The sequence below is a fragment of the Salegentibacter sp. BLCTC genome, assembly GCF_015143665.1.
GTDB lineage: Bacteria > Bacteroidota > Bacteroidia > Flavobacteriales > Flavobacteriaceae > Salegentibacter > Salegentibacter maritimus.
In genome coordinates this window covers 26,136-42,492 of the sequence record NZ_WYEW01000008.1, presented here as the reverse complement: position 1 = coordinate 42,492, position 16,357 = coordinate 26,136, and the positions used below count along the sequence as shown (strand labels likewise).

The following is a 16,357-nucleotide window of genomic DNA, read 5'->3' as shown; positions in this document are numbered from 1 at the left end:
GTTTTAGAGCAATAGTAATTACGTAGGGGTAATTTAAAAAGGTAATAAATGGGGTAACTATCTGGTGCAAAGACAATTATTTATTTAAAATACAATATTTGCTGCAGTATTTTCTTTTAATTCGGTAAAGGGTTCTTTAATTCGTTGAAGTGATTTTAATATGATTAAAAATTATGTTAATTGTATGTATATATTATTTTTTCATGTCCTTTAGTTGCTATTTGTAGTTTAGAAAGTTTGAAAAAAAATAAAAAAAAAGAGTCGCAACATTATTTGCTGCGACTCTTAATTGGTGAACTATATTTCTTACAAATTATTCTCCCATAAAAGGATATCTGTAATCGGTGGCCGGAACAAAAGTTTCTTTAATGAGCCTCACAGAAATCCATCTCATCAGGTTCATTTTAGAGCCTGCCTTGTCGTTAGTTCCGCTGGATCTTGCACCTCCAAAGGGCTGTTGGCCAACAACCGCTCCTGTGGGTTTGTCATTAATGTAGAAGTTACCGGCAGCATTTTGCAGTAGGTCGGTTGCCTTTGCGGCGGCATAACGGTCTCCTGATATAATTGCTCCTGTAAGCGCATACATACTTGTGTTATCTACAGTTTCACAAATATCTACCCATTTTTTATCGTCAAAGTTCTTGTCGTCATACACATAGATGGTTACAACCGGACCAAAAAGTTCGGTTTCCATGGTGGTATAATGCGGATCTGTGGTTAGAATTACAGTTGGTTCGATAAAATACCCTTTAGATTTGTCGTAATTTCCACCAACCACAATCTCGGCTTTTTCGTCTTTTTTAGCTTTATCAATATAACTTGCGAGTTTATCAAATGAAGCCTCGTGTATAACTGCATTGATAAAGTTGCTCATATCCTCTGGGGATCCCATTTTAAAAGATTCTACATCCTCTACAACAAAATCCTTTATCTCTGGCCAAAGGCTTTTAGGAAGGTAAACCCTTGAAGCAGCACTACATTTTTGCCCCTGGTATTCAAATGCACCTCGGGAAATAGCGGTTGCAACTTGTTTTGGATTAGCAGTTGGATGAGCAAGGATAAAATCTTTTCCTCCTGTTTCTCCTACAATTCTTGGATAAGATTTATAGTTTCTAATATTTTTTCCAACTTTTTCCCAAATACCTTTAAAGACATCGGTGCTTCCGGTAAAATGAATTCCGGCAAAATCTGGGCTGGCAAGAACAGTATCGGTTACCATTTCCGGATCTCCGTTAACCATATTAATAACTCCGTCGGGAACACCGGCTTCTTTAAAAACTTCCATCAATATCTGTGCAGAAAGCATCTGGCTATCACTAGGCTTCCAAACCGTTACATTTCCCATAAGCGCAGCACTCGAAGGAAGGTTTCCGGCGATAGCTGTAAAGTTAAATGGAGTGATAGCATATACAAAGCCTTCAAGAGGTCTATATTCTACGCGGTTCCAGTTACCATCAGAAGAAATTGGTTGTTCATTATAAAGTTCGCTCATAAACTCTACATTGAAGCGTAAAAAGTCGCAAATTTCTGCAGCTGAATCGATTTCGGCCTGGTAAATATTTTTTGACTGGCCTATCATAGTTGCGGCATTCATTTTTTGCCTATATGGTCCCGAGATAAGATCGGCTGCTTTTAAGAAAACGGCAGCACGTTGCTCCCATTCAAGTTTTGCCCATTTCTTTCTGGCTTCCAGTGCTTCTTCAATAGCTTTTTCAACATGCTTCTTTTGGGCTAGATGGTAAGTACCTGCCTGGTGTTGATGATCGTGAGGAGGATTAATGGTTTTGGTATCTCCGGTTTTAATTTCCTCAGATCCAATATATAGAGGAACTTCTGTGTTAGCGTTCCAAAGATCTTTATAAGTGAGTAAAACTTCTTCCCTTTCCGGGGTGCCCGGAGCATAAGATTTTACTGGTTCGTTAATCGCTTTTGGAACGTGAAAAAAACCTTTTCCCATAGTTATTTTGTATTTTTTGGATTTTTAAATTTTGTGTGTCTAAAGTTAAAAAAAATAGGTGATTTTTAATTACTCTAAATGAGCATTTAAGAAAGCTTAACTATTTTAGTGAAAGCAGTAATTTTATTAAGAAAAATTTATGTGCACAATTAGTATTACGCCGCATTTTAGAAATAAAAATGGCTTTGTTTTAACATCTAATAGGGATGAAGCCAGTAAAAGAGAAACGTATATGCCGAAATTTAGAACCCTGGCAGACCAGAAATTGCTTTTTCCTGAAGATGCGGTAGCTGGTGGTAGTTGGATTGGTATAAGCCAGAGAAGAAGGGTTTTATGCCTAATGAATGGAGGTTATGTTTCGCATAAACGGCAAAATTACTACAGAAAGAGTAGGGGGTTGGTCCTAATAGATTGGCTTGTTGCCGGTAATATTGAAAGTGAAATACAAGACTATAATTTAAAAGATATAGAGCCTTTTACAGTAGTGATAGTAGATTGGTCTTCAGAATTATTTTTTGCTGAATTTGTGTGGGATGCCAGCCAGAAGCATTTTAAGAAATTACCTTTAAAACCACAAATTTGGTCTTCATCTCCATTATATACTTCGGAAATGAAAGATCTTCGTAAGACCTGGTTTGAAGACTTTCAGAACAGGCAAAATCTTTCAGCTAAAAATATATGGGACTTTCATCATGCTGCAGGAGAGAATAATAAAGAGGTGGGTTTAATTATGGATAGGGGGTTTGTGAAGACCAAAAGTATCTCTCAAATAGAATTTATGTCAGGGAAGTTGACTTTTAAATATGAAGATCTCGAGAAAGATCGGCTTGAAATTAAAGAATTTCAGGGACTTTAATTTACAGCAAAAGGAGCGCTTAATTTAAAGGTTGGGATTTTTACTTTAAATTTTTGGGTTGAAGTGAAGCTTACCATATTGTAATATCCGCTCATAGAACCAAATGGCGAGTTTAGAAGGCAGCCGCTTTGGTAGGTGTGTGATTCACCGGGCTTTAAAACCGGTTTTTGGCCTATAACTCCTTCGCCTTTTACAATTTCGGTATGATTTAGGGCGTCTTTTATTTCCCAAAAGCGAGAAGTTAATTGCACTGAGTCGTTACTTTGATTTTCTATGGTGATATGATAAGAAAAAGCAAAACGAGAGTCTGGGCTTCTTAATAGCGTGCCTTCAAAGTTGGTTTTAACCGAAATCTTTATTCCTCTTGTAACTTGTTGAACCATAATTAATAAATTGCAAAAGATGCCAGTATCGAAATAATTGTTGCAACTCCTGCTAAAATAAAAAATATAAAGTTTAGGAGTGCGAACTTTACAATGGTTTTAACACGCCTTTGTTCATAAAAATTACGCATCGCCTTGTATAAATAGAAGGGGAAAATCAGGTTTGCAACAGTAAATGCCCAGTTCCCGGAAACATAATCCAATAATAACGCCAGGGCATAAACTATAAAAAAGGTGGTTTGTACATGAAAAGCAAAAATTAAATGCTCCATATAATTAAAAGGCCTTCTTACATATAAGAGCCAGATGAATAATGCGAATACCGGTAAGTAAAAGAAGATGATAAAAGGTAATTTGTTGACAAAGTAATTAAAGAATAGTCCGGGATTGTTTTTTACAGTGTTCCAGTCTACTGCTTTTTTGTATAACCAATGATTGTAATTTGTTTGTGGATAAGAAAGGCTGTCCATGGCAGTTTCTGCACTTCTTATAGATTTTTCTTTATAAAACCGCGAAAAGATGTTGAATTTTTTATTTCCTGCTTTCAAATAACTCAGGGTGTCCAGTTCTCCGGAAGGGACATAAATTTCTTTATAGGATTTTAAATTTCGTTGTTTTTGTTTCTGGGTAATTGAGTCTAAATTCAGGTTGCCCATAGGGGTGGCTACGAGTTTGGGTATATTTGCATCTATACTATCTTTTTCAATTTCCCGGGCAACTTCATCGGCATCAGGGATTGGTTGAATGTTGTCAAAAGAATTAGTGAAACCCCAAATTAAAAAGAAAATAATCGAGGAACTTAAGTAGAATCGGAAAGGGTTTGCGTAGCACATTCGCTTTCCTCTAATATAGTCTTTTGAGATTTTTCCCGGGGAAAATAGTAATACCCGTAAAGTTCTTTGAAAGCGGGAATCGTAAGCTAGTAGACCTGAAAAAAATTCAGAAAAAAAATCGTCGAATTTTAATTTTTTGGTGCTATTTGATTGTCCGCAATTTGGGCAATACCTATCACTTTTATCTAATGGGAATTCACAGTTTAAACATTTGGTGCCCCTATATTTAAGATCAAATCTATTGCTTGCCATTTTTTATGAGGAGTTGAGTTGGTTAGGCTCTTAATTTGTAATTGAGGTAGAATTCGCTGTTGCTGTGCCTATTAATCGGTCGTATCTGGCGCCCGGGCTTCGATAATAAATCAAAACCTGATAGGAGTTTTCGGTTTCATCAAAATTACCGCTAAAGAAACCTTCATCAATTGTTCCGTCAGTGCGTTTTAAGACATATTTGTAATTGTAAAATCCTTGTTTAAAAAGTCTTACGCCTTCGTAAAGATCAGAATTTTTGTTGTAAGTAAGGCGAGTACTTTTTTCTAAATTAAAATTATTAAAAGCTCCATAAATATGAACTTCACCTCCGTTTAAATCTGAGTAATTTTCAAGTTTAAAATGCACCCAAACATACTCGGCTTCAATGGAAGGGTTTTCTGCCGGGATGCTTCTTATTAGAAATTGGCCGTTAATATCGGGGTTGTAGGTGTAAGGTTCGTTAGACCTGGTACGATCTGTAAATAAATAATGATGATACAAATCTTTTAATGCAACCTGGCTAATATCTGCGGTAGAGGCTCTTAGTTCTTTATTGTCAAACTGAATATATTCATTGCCGCCCCAAAATGCCGTTTTGGCATCGTAACGGTATACCAAATCATTGCCTATGGTGTATTGGGGCTCAATGTCTTTAATTGCTGTTTTTAAGTTGTGGTTTTTGGTAATAAGGACTTTTACATTGTTTTCTGGGTTTTTAAGTAGTAAGTCCGGAGATTCAATAGTGAAATTTACTACTTGTTTTTCGTTTATAAACTCCAGGTTTCTTGAGCGTCTAAGATTGATTTTGGCCTGGGCTAAATTTTCGTAAACCATAAACTTCCTGGAAAAAACCAACTCTTTTTCACTGTTAAAGATTTTGATCATGTAATTTCCGCTTACTTTAAAACCCCCGGTATCGTCATTAGGGATCTCTAGCTTGTAATGGGAAAATGCCTGAAGTGTGTTGTAGGAATTTAGATAGTTAAAAATTCTTATATTGTCAAAACCCTGTAAATATTCGCTTTTTGCCAATTGCGTGGGGGACCAGTCGTAATTGTAATGTTCTATGGTGTAATAATAATCGGCTTCATCACCAATAATATCATCAAACTCTAAAATTAAAGACTCTCCCAATTTTAAGACAGGGTTTCCATAGGTGTTTTTGTCCTGTCCTGATAGTTGAATACTTCTAATATAGTTTGGTGGAAGCGTTTCCTGTGCAACCTGGGCGGTTATTGCCAGTGATGTAATGAGTAGGAATAGGACTGATAGAGTAGTTTTCATTAAAATAGAATCTGCACAAATGTAAGTACAAATATTATTCTATAATTTTTAACATTTCACTTTAACAGTTTTAAATGCTTAAAAATCTTTGGTTTCATGGGAAAAGTGTGGTTTAAATTCCTAAATTTGCACCACTCAAAACAAAAATTTTTAACATACACTCCATCCTATGTCAAAAGGCATTCGAATTAAAAGAGGATTATCTCTAAGATTAGAAGGGGAAGCGGAAAAAGAGCTTGTAAAAGCTCCAAGGTCTAAAACCTACGCAATTAAACCGCCAGATTTTCACGCTTTGGTACCAAAAATGGTTTTAAAAGAAGGGGCTAAGGTCCTCGCCGGCGATGAACTTTTCTTCTCAAAATACACCGATGAATTACGTTTTACCAGTCCTGTAAGTGGCGTGCTTAAGCAAATTAAGCGTGGTGAAAAGCGTAAAATCATGGAAGTAATTATAGAGGCCGATCCGGAAGACACTTACAAAGATTTTGGAAAAATGGACGCTGCTTCATCTGATGCTGAAGCTGTAAAACAACGCATTTTAGAAAGTGGTTGTGGTGCATTTATTAATCAACGGCCTTACGATATCGTAGCTGATCCTAAAGATACGCCAAAAGCTATCTTTATTTCTGCGGTAAGCACTGCCCCTTTAGCTCCAGATTGGGGCTTTATTTTAAAAGACAGGTTAGCTGCTTTTCAGGAAGGTATAAATGCGCTTAAAAAGCTAACGCCGGGTAAAGTGCATCTGGGAGTAGATGCCAGTTCTGCTCAATATTTAAAGGATATTGAAGGGGTTGAGCTGCATAATGTAAAAGGACCACATCCTGCAGGAAATGTTGGAGTTCAAATTCATGAAATAGACCCAATTAATCAAGGGGATAGGGTTTGGACTGTAAAACCTGAAGATGTGAGTATAATAGGTAATGTTTTTCTAACAGGAAATTATATTGCTGATAGAACCGTTGCCGTAACAGGTAGTGAAGCTACTAATCGTAAGTATTTTTCAACAAAAATTGGAGCTGAAGTTTCGGATCTTATTCAAAAGGTTGATGAAGATGTACGTATTATCTCTGGGAATGTCCTTACCGGATTAAAAATAGCCTATAATCAACACATAAGTTTCTTTTCGAACGAAGTAACACTTATTCCGGAAGGAAATAAGTATAGGGCCTTTGGTTGGTTACCATTTACCTATAACAATATACACTCAAATTCAAAAACTTCTTTGTCATGGTTGTTTCCAAACAGGAAGTTTAAGCCTACTACCAATTTGAATGGAGAGGAAAGAGCACTTGTGGTAACCGGTGAAATGGAAGAGGTTTTGCCTATGGATATTTATCCTATGCAGCTAATTAAAGCCTGTATGGCCGGTGATATTGAAAAGATGGAAAATCTTGGGATTTACGAAGTAGCTCCGGAAGATTTTGCTTTAGTAGAGTATGTGAATACGTCCAAGATAGAAATTCAGGATGTGATTCGTCTTGGTTTGGATTTAATGATTACTGAAGTAGGTTAAAAAGCAGTAGAATTATGGAATGGATTAGACAAAAATTAGATAAAATAAAAGAGCCTTTTGCGCCAGGGAAAAAATATGAGAAGTATGCGCCTGCAGTAAATGCTATCGATACTTTCTTATTTACCCCAAATCATACTACGCAAAAAGGAGCTCATATTCGTGACGCAGTAGATTTAAAACGTACTATGATTACTGTGGTACTTGCCCTTATTCCAGCGCTTATTTTTGGGATGTGGAATGCAGGTTACCAACACTTCACTCAATTAGGTGGTGATTTTACCTTTTGGGACGCATTTGCTCACGGGGCATTGAAAATCGTACCTATGATCGTTGTTTCGTATGCGGTTGGATTAGGTATCGAGTTTGCTTTTGCAATCTTTAGAGGGCATGAGGTAAACGAAGGTTATCTGGTAACAGGATTGCTAATACCAATGATTATGCCTGTAGATTTTCCACTTTGGATGTTGGCATTGTCTGTAGTATTTGCAGTTCTTGTTGGTAAGGAAGCATTTGGAGGTACTGGAATGAATATTCTTAACCCGGCACTTACAGCAAGGGCCTTTGCCTTTTTTGCTTACCCAACTTATATGTCTGGTAACCAGGTTTGGGTTAGCGAAGCAAGTACCGTAGATGCTATTTCGGGAGAAACAATTCTTGGTAGTTTAGCTGCCGGGGAAAATGCAAGTTATAGCATGATGGATATGTTCTATGGGTTTATTCCGGGATCGGTGGCTGAGACTTCAACACTTTTTATTCTTTTAGGAGCATTGCTTTTAATATTAACAAAAGTAGGAAGCTGGAGAATTATATTAAGTGCGTTTATTGGTGCAGCGGTTATGGGACTAATATTCAACGCCCTTCCTTCAATGGGGGTTGCAGGTAATGAGCTTACAAACTTTCCTTGGTACGGTCATTTAATTATTGGTGGTCTTGCATTTGGTATTGTGTTTATGGCTACAGACCCTGTGTCGGCTGCGCAGACTATGAAAGGAAAATGGATTTATGGGTTTTTAATAGGTTTTCTTTCGGTTATGATTAGGGTGTTTAACCCTGCATACCCAGAAGGGGTAATGTTGGGAATCTTGTTAATGAACGTATTTGCGCCAACGATAGATCACTACGTAATTCAGTCGAATATCAAACGTAGAAAAAAGAGAATTGAATCCGCTAAGACACAGGTAAAAACAGCAGTTTAGTTATGGAAGAAAAATCAGTAAATAAGACAAATAGTAACGGTTATACGTTTCTTTTTGCAGTGATTATGGTGTTGGTTGTAGCTTCGGTACTGGCTTTTACAGCTACCTCGCTCCAGCCTATTCAAAAAGAGAACGTTCGCCAGGAAAAAATGCAAAGTATTCTAGCTACTATTGGAGTTGAAACCGATAGAGCAGGAGCTGAAGAGCTTTACAATCAATATATTACTGAAGCATTAACCCTGGATCAAAATGGAGAGGTAAAAGAAGATGTAGATGCTTTTACGGTAGATTTGGCCAAAGAGCTGAAACGACCTGTAGAGGAACAAAACTATCCGTTATATATCGCAAATTACGAAGGATCTAAATATTATATCGTTCCTTTAAGAGGTAACGGACTTTGGAATGCTATCTTTGGATATATTTCTTTAAAAGACGATGTAAACACCATTAAAGGTGCTACGTTCGATCACCTTGGTGAAACTCCGGGTCTAGGTGCAGAAATTACCAAAGAATGGTTTAAAGAGAGTTTTACAAACGAGAAAATTTTTGATAGTAATGGTAATTTAATTGGTGTATCTGTTGTAAAAGGGGATATAGATCCTTCAGATAAAGACGATAATAAGGTAGATGCTATCTCTGGGGCTACGATTACCGGAGACGGAGTATCTGATATGATTTCTGAAAGACTTCAACGTTATCTGCCTTACTTCAAACAGCAAACAGAAATTAAAGTTGCAACTAAGTAATTATGGCTACAGAGAAAAAAAATATTTCAGAAGCGAAGGAAGCCAAGAAGAAAGATATGATCCTTTTTCTATCTAGTTCAGAAGAGAAAGAACATTTCCTTTCTAAAGGTAATAGAAAATTATTGTCAGATCCTTTAGACGATAACAACCCAATTACAGTACAGGTATTGGGTATTTGTTCGGCATTGGCAATTACAGTACAATTAGAACCGGCTGTGGTTATGTCTATTGCCGTGGTATTTGTAATGGCATTTAGTAACATTATTGTTTCTATGCTGCGTAACTTAATTCCAAGTAGAATTAGAATTATTGTGCAACTTGTGGTAGTGGCATCACTGGTGGTTTTGGTAGACCAGGTACTTAAAGCTTATGCTTATGATGTAAGTAAACAGCTTTCGGTATTTATTGGGCTTATTATTACCAACTGTATTGTGATGGGACGTTTGGAGGCCTTTGCCTTAGGAAACGGAGTTTACAAATCTTTCCTTGATGGTGTAGGGAATGCCGCAGGTTATGGTTTAATTCTTATAATCGTAGCATTTTTCCGTGAACTTTTAGGTTCAGGTAAGTTATTTGGCTATGAGGTTTTAGGACATAAAGCAGCAACGCTTGCTGATTCAACAGGCTTATACGCTTTAGGCTACGAAAACAACGGGCTTATGTTACTTTCCCCAATGGCACTAATTGTAGTTGGATTGCTAATTTGGGTACAACGAGCCAGAAACCGTAAACTAATAGAAGAGAACTAAAAGCACAACAGCTTTAATAAAATTAAATTATGGAATTAGTAAACTTATTTGTTAGAAGTATTTTCATAGAAAATATGATTTTTGCCTACTTCTTAGGGATGTGTTCCTATTTAGCAGTGTCAAAAACCGTGAAAACAGCTGTTGGATTAGGTGCGGCGGTAATTTTCGTACTTACTATTACGGTACCAATTAACTACTTGCTGGATAACTACCTGTTAAGACCGGGAGCCTTGCAATGGCTTGGCGCAGAATATGCCGATGTAGACCTTAGCTTTTTAAGCTTTATCATGTTTATTGCTGTAATTGCTTCTATGGTGCAATTAGTAGAGATGATTGTTGAAAAATTCGCTCCTGCTTTATATGGTGCTCTAGGTATTTTCTTACCTCTTATTGCTGTAAACTGTGCTATTCTTGGAGGCTCGCTTTTTATGCAACAAAAAGATTTTGGAGCTATAACAGAAGCTGTAACCTATGGGTTTGGTAGTGGAATTGGATGGTTCCTGGCAATTCTTGGTATTGCAGCTATTCGAGAGAAGATAGCCTACTCTAATGTGCCTGCTCCATTAAAAGGTTTGGGGATTACATTTATAATCACCGGACTTATGGCGCTAGGATTTATGAGTTTTATGGGAATTAAATTATAATCGCAAAAGAAAGATTATGACAGTTATTATAGCAAGTATAGTAGTATTTTTAGCATTGATACTCATTTTGGTTTCTGTGTTGCTGGGAGCAAAGGCGAAATTAGCACCTTCGGGCCCGGTAACCATTAATGTAAATGGGGAAAAAGATATGGAAGTAGGTTCTGGAGGAACATTGCTTTCAACTTTAGGAGATAATAAACTATTTTTACCTTCAGCCTGTGGTGGTGGTGGAACCTGTGTACAGTGTAAATGTATCGTAAAAGAAGGTGGCGGTGCTATCCTTCCTACCGAAGAGCCACATTTTACCCGTAAAGAAATCGCACAGGGATGGCGATTGGGTTGCCAGGTAAAGGTGAAAGAGGATATGAAAATCACCATTCCGGAAGAAGTATTCGGAATTAAAAAATGGGAAGCTACCGTAGTTAGAAATTATAATGTAGCATCTTTTATTAAGGAGTTTGTTGTTGAAATTCCTGAAGATATGGATTATAAGGCCGGTGGTTATATTCAAATTGAAATTCCTAAGTGTGAGGTTAAGTTTAGTGATATGGATATCACTGCTCACCCTGAAGAACACGATACACCAGATATGTTTGAGGCAGAGTGGGATAAATTTAAACTTCGTCCACTGGTAATGAAAAACCCTGAAACAGTAGAAAGAGCTTATTCTATGGCTTCTTACCCGGCTGAAGGACGTGAGATTATGCTTAACGTACGTGTAGCCACGCCGCCATGGGATAGAGCAAAAGATACCTGGATGGATGTAAACCCGGGGATAGCTTCTTCTTATATTTTCTCAAGGAAAAAAGGAGACAAGGTAATTATCTCTGGTCCTTATGGAGAATTCTTTATTAACCATAGTGAAGCAGAAATGCTTTATGTAGGTGGTGGTGCCGGGATGGCGCCAATGCGTTCTCACCTTTACCATTTGTTCCGTACCCTTAAAACCGGTAGAAAAGTTACTTATTGGTATGGTGGGCGTTCTAAGAGAGAATTATTCTATATAGAGCACTTTAGAGCTTTGGAAAAAGATTTCCCGAACTTCCGTTTCTACCTTGCGCTTTCTGAACCTATGGAGGAAGACAATTGGAAAGTGAAGAAAAGTTTGGACGATGAAGGAGATGGATTCGTTGGCTTTATTCACCAGGTTGTAATAGATAATTATTTAAGTCATCACGAAGAGCCGGAAGATATTGAATTATACTTCTGTGGACCGCCGTTAATGAACAAAGCCGTTCAGAAAATGGGTGAAGATTTCGGAATGCCGCCGGAAAATATCAGGTTTGATGATTTTGGAGGTTAATAAAAACAGAATCCCGCTTTTTACAGCGGGATTTTTTATTTTTGCACTATGGCGAAATTAAATGATCAGGAGTTACATAATCTTGCAATGAATATTGTGGGTAAGGAACTTGAAGAACAGGGCTATGAATTTCTTGGGGTGAATAGTGAAATACAAAAAGACCCACAATTCGTCGCTTTAAAAAACAAAAAACTTCATTTTGTAATTGTTCGTGCAATAGAATACCCACATAACCCCAAAGAGTATGATATGGCATTCCTGCAATCTATTAAAGACCATGCTATAAAATTTAAAGCCAGAACATTTTATGCAGGAGTGGGGCTTGCCAATTCTGCCGATTATGAAAAACCTGTGATGCATGGCGAAGCTTATGTGGTTAATTATGAAGGCTGGCAGGAAATTTAAGCGTATCATGCGCACTATTTAATATAACATATTCGTGGCATTCTATTTCTTCAATTTTTTATAAATGAAAAACGTAATTTTTCCCTTACTTCTTATTTTTCTACTCATTTCCTGTAAAAATAAGGCCCCCCAGGCAAATACATATACCGGAAATGCCCTTGGAACAAGCTACCAGGTAAAATATTTTTCTTCGGAAAATTTTAATATCGAAAAGGCTTTAGATTCTATTTTTGAAGTAATAAATGTTTCAATGAGCACCTACCGGGGTGATTCTGATATTTCCCGTATTAATGATACTGGTGAAGATGTGGAAGTTGATGTTCATTTCAAAAATGTATTCAACTATTCTAAACAGATTTTTAAAGAAAGCAAGGGCTATTTTGATCCAACGGTGGGTAGTTTGGTAAATGCTTATGGATTTGGGCCAGATAAGCCGCTAAATGAGCCAAACCAGACCGTTTTAGATTCTATAAGGGAATTTGTAGGTTTTGAAAAGATAAGCTTAACCGAGACGAACAGGATTAAAAAAGAAAATCCACGAATTTTTATAGATTTTAATGCGATAGCCAAAGGATATACCATAGATGTTATTGCTGAATATTTGGATGCAAATAACGTGGAAAATTATCTTATTGAACTTGGAGGAGAGTTGGTTGCCAAAGGGCAAAATCTAGAGCGAGAATCTCCCTGGATGGTAGCAATAGATAATCCGGAGCAAACGGATGCTGAACGAACTTTACAAACTGTTCTTGCGCTTAAAAACCGTGCGATGGCAACTTCAGGAAATTATAGAAAATTCAGAATAGACAGTCTTACGGGGAATCGCTATGTACACACTATAAATCCCTTAAACGGCAAAGCTGAAAAAAGCAATTTGCTTAGCGCATCTGTACTTGCTGAAAACTGTACCCTGGCCGATGGCTACGCCACCGCTTTTATGGCATTAGGCTATGAAAAATCTTTAGAAATGCTGGAAGAACTTGATAATGTAGATGTGTATTTTATTTATGTAGATGATGCGAAAAGTATTCGGGTTTTTACTTCAAACGGATTTAAGGAAGCTTTGGTAGAAGATTAATTTTTATAACAAACCGGAATAACTTCTCCTTTGGCAAGACGGTATTTATCTATTGTTTCAGCAGATAATTGTTTGGTATAGTCAACTTCTTCAACCTTAAAACCAATGTTTCTTAATTTATCAAAATAGTCTCTGCCGTAAATTCTTACGTGATCGTATTGCCCAAAAATACGTTCCCGTTCTTCTCTATCAGTAATAGAATTATCTTCAAAAGTATTTTTCCGATTTAAATCCTGCGGAATTTGAAGTATAGCTGTACCGCCTGGTTTTAGGACCCTGTAAAGTTCCTGCATGGCCCTGTTATCGTCTGGAATATGTTCTAAAACATGGTTGCAGAGAATAAAATCAAATTCATTCTCTTTAAAAGGCAAATCACAAATATCTGCCTTTACATCGGCTAAAGGTGAATTTAAGTCGGTTGTGGTGTATTCCAGGTTTTTAAGCTTTCTAAAGCGTTTATAAAACGCCTGCTCGGGTGCAAAATGTAAGACTTTAAAGTCTTTACTGAAAAAATCAGTTTCATTTTTTAAATAAAGCCAAAGTAGGCGGTGTCTTTCCAGGGAAAGGGTAGAGGGGGAAAGTACATTTTCACGCTGCTTGATATACCCATAGGGCAAAAATTTAGAAAAGCTTTTGCCGTCTATAGGATCGGTATATTTGCTTCCGCGAAGCAAATACTTAAAAAATGGTTTTACCCAATAGCTTAATTTTATTAGGACAGGGCGGGGTACAGTATTTAAAACTACTTTAAAAAGTTTACTCATTTAAAGATTTATAAAGCGGTTTATACTTTAATGTCACCCCAGTTTTCACCAGATTTTATACGATAAAGTTGCATTTCTGAAACTCCAAACTGCTTAGCCAATACCTTAATTCTTGTTTTTCTTTTAGGATCTAAAAGTTTCTTTTTTAGAACCACTGCCTGGGCATAGGTGAGTTTAGAATAGGTTACTACCTGACGTAACTTTCTTTTTCGTTTATTTTCTTTTACCAATGGGCTGTTATGCTGGTGTTTTACCCATTCGTCTGGCGTGGTCCAGGCCAGGTTTTCTACACGATTGTCGTCTTTCTTAAAGTTTTTATGAATTACATATTTGTGCTCTTCTTTTTTTGTAAGAAAAAGTTCAGCTACAATACGATGTACATAGTAGGCTTTGTGCTTTCCGTTTTGCAGTCTGGGAGAAAAGCTGGTGTAGCCATTGGTGCGGCCTCCATTTATTAGTTCTCCTTCCGGGTATTGCACGTAGCTAATTATTCTTCCATAATTAGATACTTCGTACACAAAACGATCCTGCCATTCTTCTTTATGGAGTTTTTTCCATATTTCGCCCCTATAATTCTTTATCATGGGCTTTTGCTTTAAACTCATCTTCTTCATCACTTTCAATCCCTAAAGCTTCATAAATATAATCAAAGGTAGATAATAATTGTGGTTTGCCATTTACTAGCGCCACATCATGTTCAAAATGCGCACTGGCTTTATTGTCGGCTGTTAAAATAGTCCAGCCATCTGGTAATTGTTTAATTCTTTTGGTTCCGAGGTTTATCATAGGTTCAATGGCTACAACCATTCCTTCTATAAATTTTTTTCCTCTTCCGCGTTTTCCATAATTTGGCATTTCAGGATCTTCATGCATGGTAGCTCCAAGGCCGTGCCCTACCAATTCCCTTACCACACCATAGCCACGGTCTTCTGTGTACTTTTGAATGGCATAACCAACATCTCCTACCCGGTTTCCTGCTTTAAACTCCCTTATTCCTACATAAAGTGATTCTTTAGTAGTTTTTAAGAGATCTTTTATTTCTTGTTTTACCTCACCAACTTCAAATGTATAAGCATGGTCACCGTAAAATCCGTTTTTTAGAGCACCACAATCTATAGAAATAATATCGCCTTCCTGCAAAGGGGTGTCATTGGGTATACCATGTACTACCTGGGCATTTGGGCTCATACAAAGCGAATTTGGGAAATCGTACATTCCTAAAAAGCCCGGTTCGGCACCGTGGTCACGAATAAATTCTTCTGCCATCTTATCAAGCTCTAAGGTGCTAATGCCGGGTTTAATATGGGGTGCAAGCATTCCCAGGGTTTTTGACACAATTAATGCGCTTTCTCGCATTAATTCAATTTCTTCAGGGGTTTTGGTGATTATCATATTCGTTATTTAAAATCGGCCTAAAAATCCGAATTTCTTCTTTTGTTTTTTGGGTTCGCTAAAAATCCTTCGGTCTTTTAATCTTTGATATATTTCACCCCATCCCCACATGCCGCCAATATTCCTATCATCTATAAAAATATCGGCCAGGATTTTTCTACTTATAGTCCGGTCCAAAACTTCTTCGGGATAGCTTTTGTTTACTGCATAAAATGTTATACCATTTTTCTTGCAAAACTTTACGGCTTCCTCTAGTTTATCTTCGGCTCTGTACGTCCATAAAATGAGCCTATGGCCATCTTCCTGTAGCTTTTTTAGCGTTTCAAATGCAAAGAGTTTTGGTTTTCCTATCTCAGGATACTTATTTTCTACAATTGTTCCGTCAAAATCTACGGCTATAGTTAAGGAATGGGGCATAGGGGCAAAATTAATAAGATTAACCCGAATATGTGCACTTGGGCTTCAGTTATTCGGAGTATGGATCTGTATATTCTTTAGCTTCTACTATGGTTGCAATATCTTCTTCTAAACTATCTACCGAATATTCTACAAAACGATTTACCTCTTTTCCATCCTTCAAAAAGATAATGGTAGGCACACGATGAACCTTATATTCTTCATCTAAGTCGCCCGGGGCCTTTTTGTTGTAATTTACCGCAATACTTGTAAGCTTTTCTCTATCAAAATCTACTAAATCTAATAGCTTGAAAAACTTTGGTACTTCATAACGACTATCGCCACACCAGGTGCCCATAAAAAGTAGAATCTCATAATTGGATATATTTTTCTTGATGATTTTTAGGCTCTTTTTTTTAGGCTCATAATTTTCGTAACCTGGTGTAAACCATCTTGAATAGGGAGCTTTCTCCAAATCGGCTTTGGTGAATTCACCTAAAAGCATTTTTTGCGAGGCTGTGTTTTCTAATTCTTTTGTATTATCTGAAACTTCTCCGGTAGCTATAAAGGCCCCCAAAAAAAGCATTATTATTTTATTGATCATTT

General features: G+C 37.1%; 18 protein-coding genes. 9 read left to right on the top strand and 9 right to left on the bottom strand.

Annotated elements, in window-relative coordinates; genetic code table 11:
- Positions 1-313: 313 nt before the first annotated feature.
- A complete protein-coding gene (pruA, locus tag GUB10_RS11235) occupies positions 314-1,957 on the bottom strand; it encodes an L-glutamate gamma-semialdehyde dehydrogenase (RefSeq protein ID WP_193711551.1) in 1,644 nt (547 codons plus the stop codon).
- A 139-nt stretch (positions 1,958-2,096) separates the two neighbouring features.
- On the opposite strand from pruA, the gene GUB10_RS11230 reads away from it, so the two are divergent.
- Complete coding sequence (locus tag GUB10_RS11230; RefSeq protein ID WP_193711550.1) at positions 2,097-2,813, top strand: NRDE family protein; 717 nt, start codon at positions 2,097-2,099, stop codon at positions 2,811-2,813.
- Here GUB10_RS11230 and apaG read toward each other — a convergent pair.
- The 3 genes from apaG to GUB10_RS11215 are packed head-to-tail and all read right to left on the bottom strand — an operon-like array spanning position 2,810 to position 5,565.
- Positions 2,810-3,196, bottom strand: coding sequence for a Co2+/Mg2+ efflux protein ApaG (apaG, locus tag GUB10_RS11225; protein ID WP_193711549.1), 387 nt, complete (start codon positions 3,194-3,196; stop codon positions 2,810-2,812). The genes GUB10_RS11230 and apaG overlap by 4 nt on opposite strands.
- A gap of 2 nt (positions 3,197-3,198) precedes the next feature.
- Positions 3,199-4,281, bottom strand: a complete 1,083-nt coding sequence (locus GUB10_RS11220) for a DUF3667 domain-containing protein (RefSeq protein WP_193711548.1) — start codon at positions 4,279-4,281, stop codon at positions 3,199-3,201.
- Between the two features lie 30 nt (positions 4,282-4,311).
- Complete coding sequence (locus GUB10_RS11215) at positions 4,312-5,565, bottom strand: DUF5103 domain-containing protein (protein WP_193711547.1); 1,254 nt, start codon at positions 5,563-5,565, stop codon at positions 4,312-4,314.
- Positions 5,566-5,734: 169 nt separating this feature from the next.
- Here GUB10_RS11215 and GUB10_RS11210 point away from each other — a divergent pair, with 169 nt between their 5' ends.
- The 8 genes from GUB10_RS11210 (at position 5,735) to GUB10_RS11175 (ending at position 13,199) form a co-directional block, all read left to right on the top strand.
- Entirely contained in the window at positions 5,735-7,078 is a 1,344-nt protein-coding gene (locus tag GUB10_RS11210; protein ID WP_193711546.1) for a Na(+)-translocating NADH-quinone reductase subunit A, read from the top strand.
- A 14-nt stretch (positions 7,079-7,092) separates the two neighbouring features.
- A complete protein-coding gene (locus GUB10_RS11205) occupies positions 7,093-8,274 on the top strand; it encodes an NADH:ubiquinone reductase (Na(+)-transporting) subunit B (RefSeq protein WP_193711545.1) in 1,182 nt (393 codons plus the stop codon).
- A 2-nt stretch (positions 8,275-8,276) separates the two neighbouring features.
- On the top strand, positions 8,277-9,020 hold the full coding sequence (locus tag GUB10_RS11200) for a Na(+)-translocating NADH-quinone reductase subunit C (protein WP_193711544.1): 744 nt from the start codon (positions 8,277-8,279) through the stop codon (positions 9,018-9,020).
- Between the two features lie 2 nt (positions 9,021-9,022).
- Positions 9,023-9,769 carry an NADH:ubiquinone reductase (Na(+)-transporting) subunit D gene (locus tag GUB10_RS11195; protein WP_193711543.1) on the top strand — a complete coding sequence of 249 codons (747 nt, stop codon included), beginning with the start codon at positions 9,023-9,025 and terminating at the stop codon, positions 9,767-9,769.
- A gap of 29 nt (positions 9,770-9,798) precedes the next feature.
- On the top strand, positions 9,799-10,413 hold the full coding sequence (nqrE, locus tag GUB10_RS11190; protein ID WP_193711542.1) for an NADH:ubiquinone reductase (Na(+)-transporting) subunit E: 615 nt from the start codon (positions 9,799-9,801) through the stop codon (positions 10,411-10,413).
- 16 nt (positions 10,414-10,429) lie between these two features.
- On the top strand, positions 10,430-11,716 hold the full coding sequence (gene nqrF, locus GUB10_RS11185) for an NADH:ubiquinone reductase (Na(+)-transporting) subunit F (RefSeq protein ID WP_193711541.1): 1,287 nt from the start codon (positions 10,430-10,432) through the stop codon (positions 11,714-11,716).
- Between the two features lie 48 nt (positions 11,717-11,764).
- Positions 11,765-12,121 (top strand): Na(+)-translocating NADH-quinone reductase subunit F, encoded by a 357-nt coding sequence (locus GUB10_RS11180; RefSeq protein ID WP_193711540.1) that lies wholly within the window; start codon positions 11,765-11,767, stop codon positions 12,119-12,121.
- A gap of 64 nt (positions 12,122-12,185) precedes the next feature.
- Positions 12,186-13,199: an FAD:protein FMN transferase gene (locus GUB10_RS11175; protein ID WP_193711539.1), complete on the top strand. Its 1,014-nt coding sequence runs from the start codon at positions 12,186-12,188 to the stop codon at positions 13,197-13,199.
- Here the strand turns inward: GUB10_RS11175 and GUB10_RS11170 are convergent.
- From GUB10_RS11170 to GUB10_RS11150, 5 genes are read right to left on the bottom strand one after another with little or no spacing between them, the layout of a single operon-like run.
- A complete protein-coding gene (locus tag GUB10_RS11170; RefSeq protein WP_193711538.1) occupies positions 13,196-13,963 on the bottom strand; it encodes a class I SAM-dependent methyltransferase in 768 nt (255 codons plus the stop codon). The two genes, GUB10_RS11175 and GUB10_RS11170, sit on opposite strands and share 4 nt — an antisense overlap.
- Before the next feature lie 20 nt (positions 13,964-13,983).
- Positions 13,984-14,547: an HNH endonuclease gene (locus GUB10_RS11165; protein WP_193711537.1), complete on the bottom strand. Its 564-nt coding sequence runs from the start codon at positions 14,545-14,547 to the stop codon at positions 13,984-13,986.
- The gene (gene map / locus GUB10_RS11160) at positions 14,531-15,355 is read right to left on the bottom strand and encodes a type I methionyl aminopeptidase (protein WP_193711536.1); all 825 of its coding nucleotides are present in this window, start codon (positions 15,353-15,355) and stop codon (positions 14,531-14,533) included. The genes GUB10_RS11165 and map overlap by 17 nt, the downstream gene beginning before the upstream one ends.
- A 9-nt stretch (positions 15,356-15,364) precedes the next feature.
- Positions 15,365-15,772, bottom strand: coding sequence for a BT0820 family HAD-type phosphatase (locus tag GUB10_RS11155; protein WP_193711535.1), 408 nt, complete (start codon positions 15,770-15,772; stop codon positions 15,365-15,367).
- Positions 15,773-15,821: 49 nt separating this feature from the next.
- On the bottom strand, positions 15,822-16,355 hold the full coding sequence (locus GUB10_RS11150) for a thioredoxin family protein (protein ID WP_227740378.1): 534 nt from the start codon (positions 16,353-16,355) through the stop codon (positions 15,822-15,824).
- Between the last annotated feature and the right edge of the window lie 2 nt (positions 16,356-16,357).

Coding starts and splice junctions, on each gene's coding strand:
- pruA (WP_193711551.1), bottom strand. CDS start 1,957: ATGGGAAAAGGTTTTTTTCACGTTCCAAAAGCGATTAACGAACCAGTA.
- GUB10_RS11230 (WP_193711550.1), top strand. CDS start 2,097: ATGTGCACAATTAGTATTACGCCGCATTTTAGAAATAAAAATGGCTTT.
- apaG (WP_193711549.1), bottom strand. CDS start 3,196: ATGGTTCAACAAGTTACAAGAGGAATAAAGATTTCGGTTAAAACCAAC.
- GUB10_RS11220 (WP_193711548.1), bottom strand. CDS start 4,281: ATGGCAAGCAATAGATTTGATCTTAAATATAGGGGCACCAAATGTTTA.
- GUB10_RS11215 (WP_193711547.1), bottom strand. CDS start 5,565: ATGAAAACTACTCTATCAGTCCTATTCCTACTCATTACATCACTGGCA.
- GUB10_RS11210 (WP_193711546.1), top strand. CDS start 5,735: ATGTCAAAAGGCATTCGAATTAAAAGAGGATTATCTCTAAGATTAGAA.
- GUB10_RS11205 (WP_193711545.1), top strand. CDS start 7,093: ATGGAATGGATTAGACAAAAATTAGATAAAATAAAAGAGCCTTTTGCG.
- GUB10_RS11200 (WP_193711544.1), top strand. CDS start 8,277: ATGGAAGAAAAATCAGTAAATAAGACAAATAGTAACGGTTATACGTTT.
- GUB10_RS11195 (WP_193711543.1), top strand. CDS start 9,023: ATGGCTACAGAGAAAAAAAATATTTCAGAAGCGAAGGAAGCCAAGAAG.
- nqrE (WP_193711542.1), top strand. CDS start 9,799: ATGGAATTAGTAAACTTATTTGTTAGAAGTATTTTCATAGAAAATATG.
- nqrF (WP_193711541.1), top strand. CDS start 10,430: ATGACAGTTATTATAGCAAGTATAGTAGTATTTTTAGCATTGATACTC.
- GUB10_RS11180 (WP_193711540.1), top strand. CDS start 11,765: ATGGCGAAATTAAATGATCAGGAGTTACATAATCTTGCAATGAATATT.
- GUB10_RS11175 (WP_193711539.1), top strand. CDS start 12,186: ATGAAAAACGTAATTTTTCCCTTACTTCTTATTTTTCTACTCATTTCC.
- GUB10_RS11170 (WP_193711538.1), bottom strand. CDS start 13,963: ATGAGTAAACTTTTTAAAGTAGTTTTAAATACTGTACCCCGCCCTGTC.
- GUB10_RS11165 (WP_193711537.1), bottom strand. CDS start 14,547: ATGATAAAGAATTATAGGGGCGAAATATGGAAAAAACTCCATAAAGAA.
- map (WP_193711536.1), bottom strand. CDS start 15,355: ATGATAATCACCAAAACCCCTGAAGAAATTGAATTAATGCGAGAAAGC.
- GUB10_RS11155 (WP_193711535.1), bottom strand. CDS start 15,772: ATGCCCCATTCCTTAACTATAGCCGTAGATTTTGACGGAACAATTGTA.
- GUB10_RS11150 (WP_227740378.1), bottom strand. CDS start 16,355: ATGATCAATAAAATAATAATGCTTTTTTTGGGGGCCTTTATAGCTACC.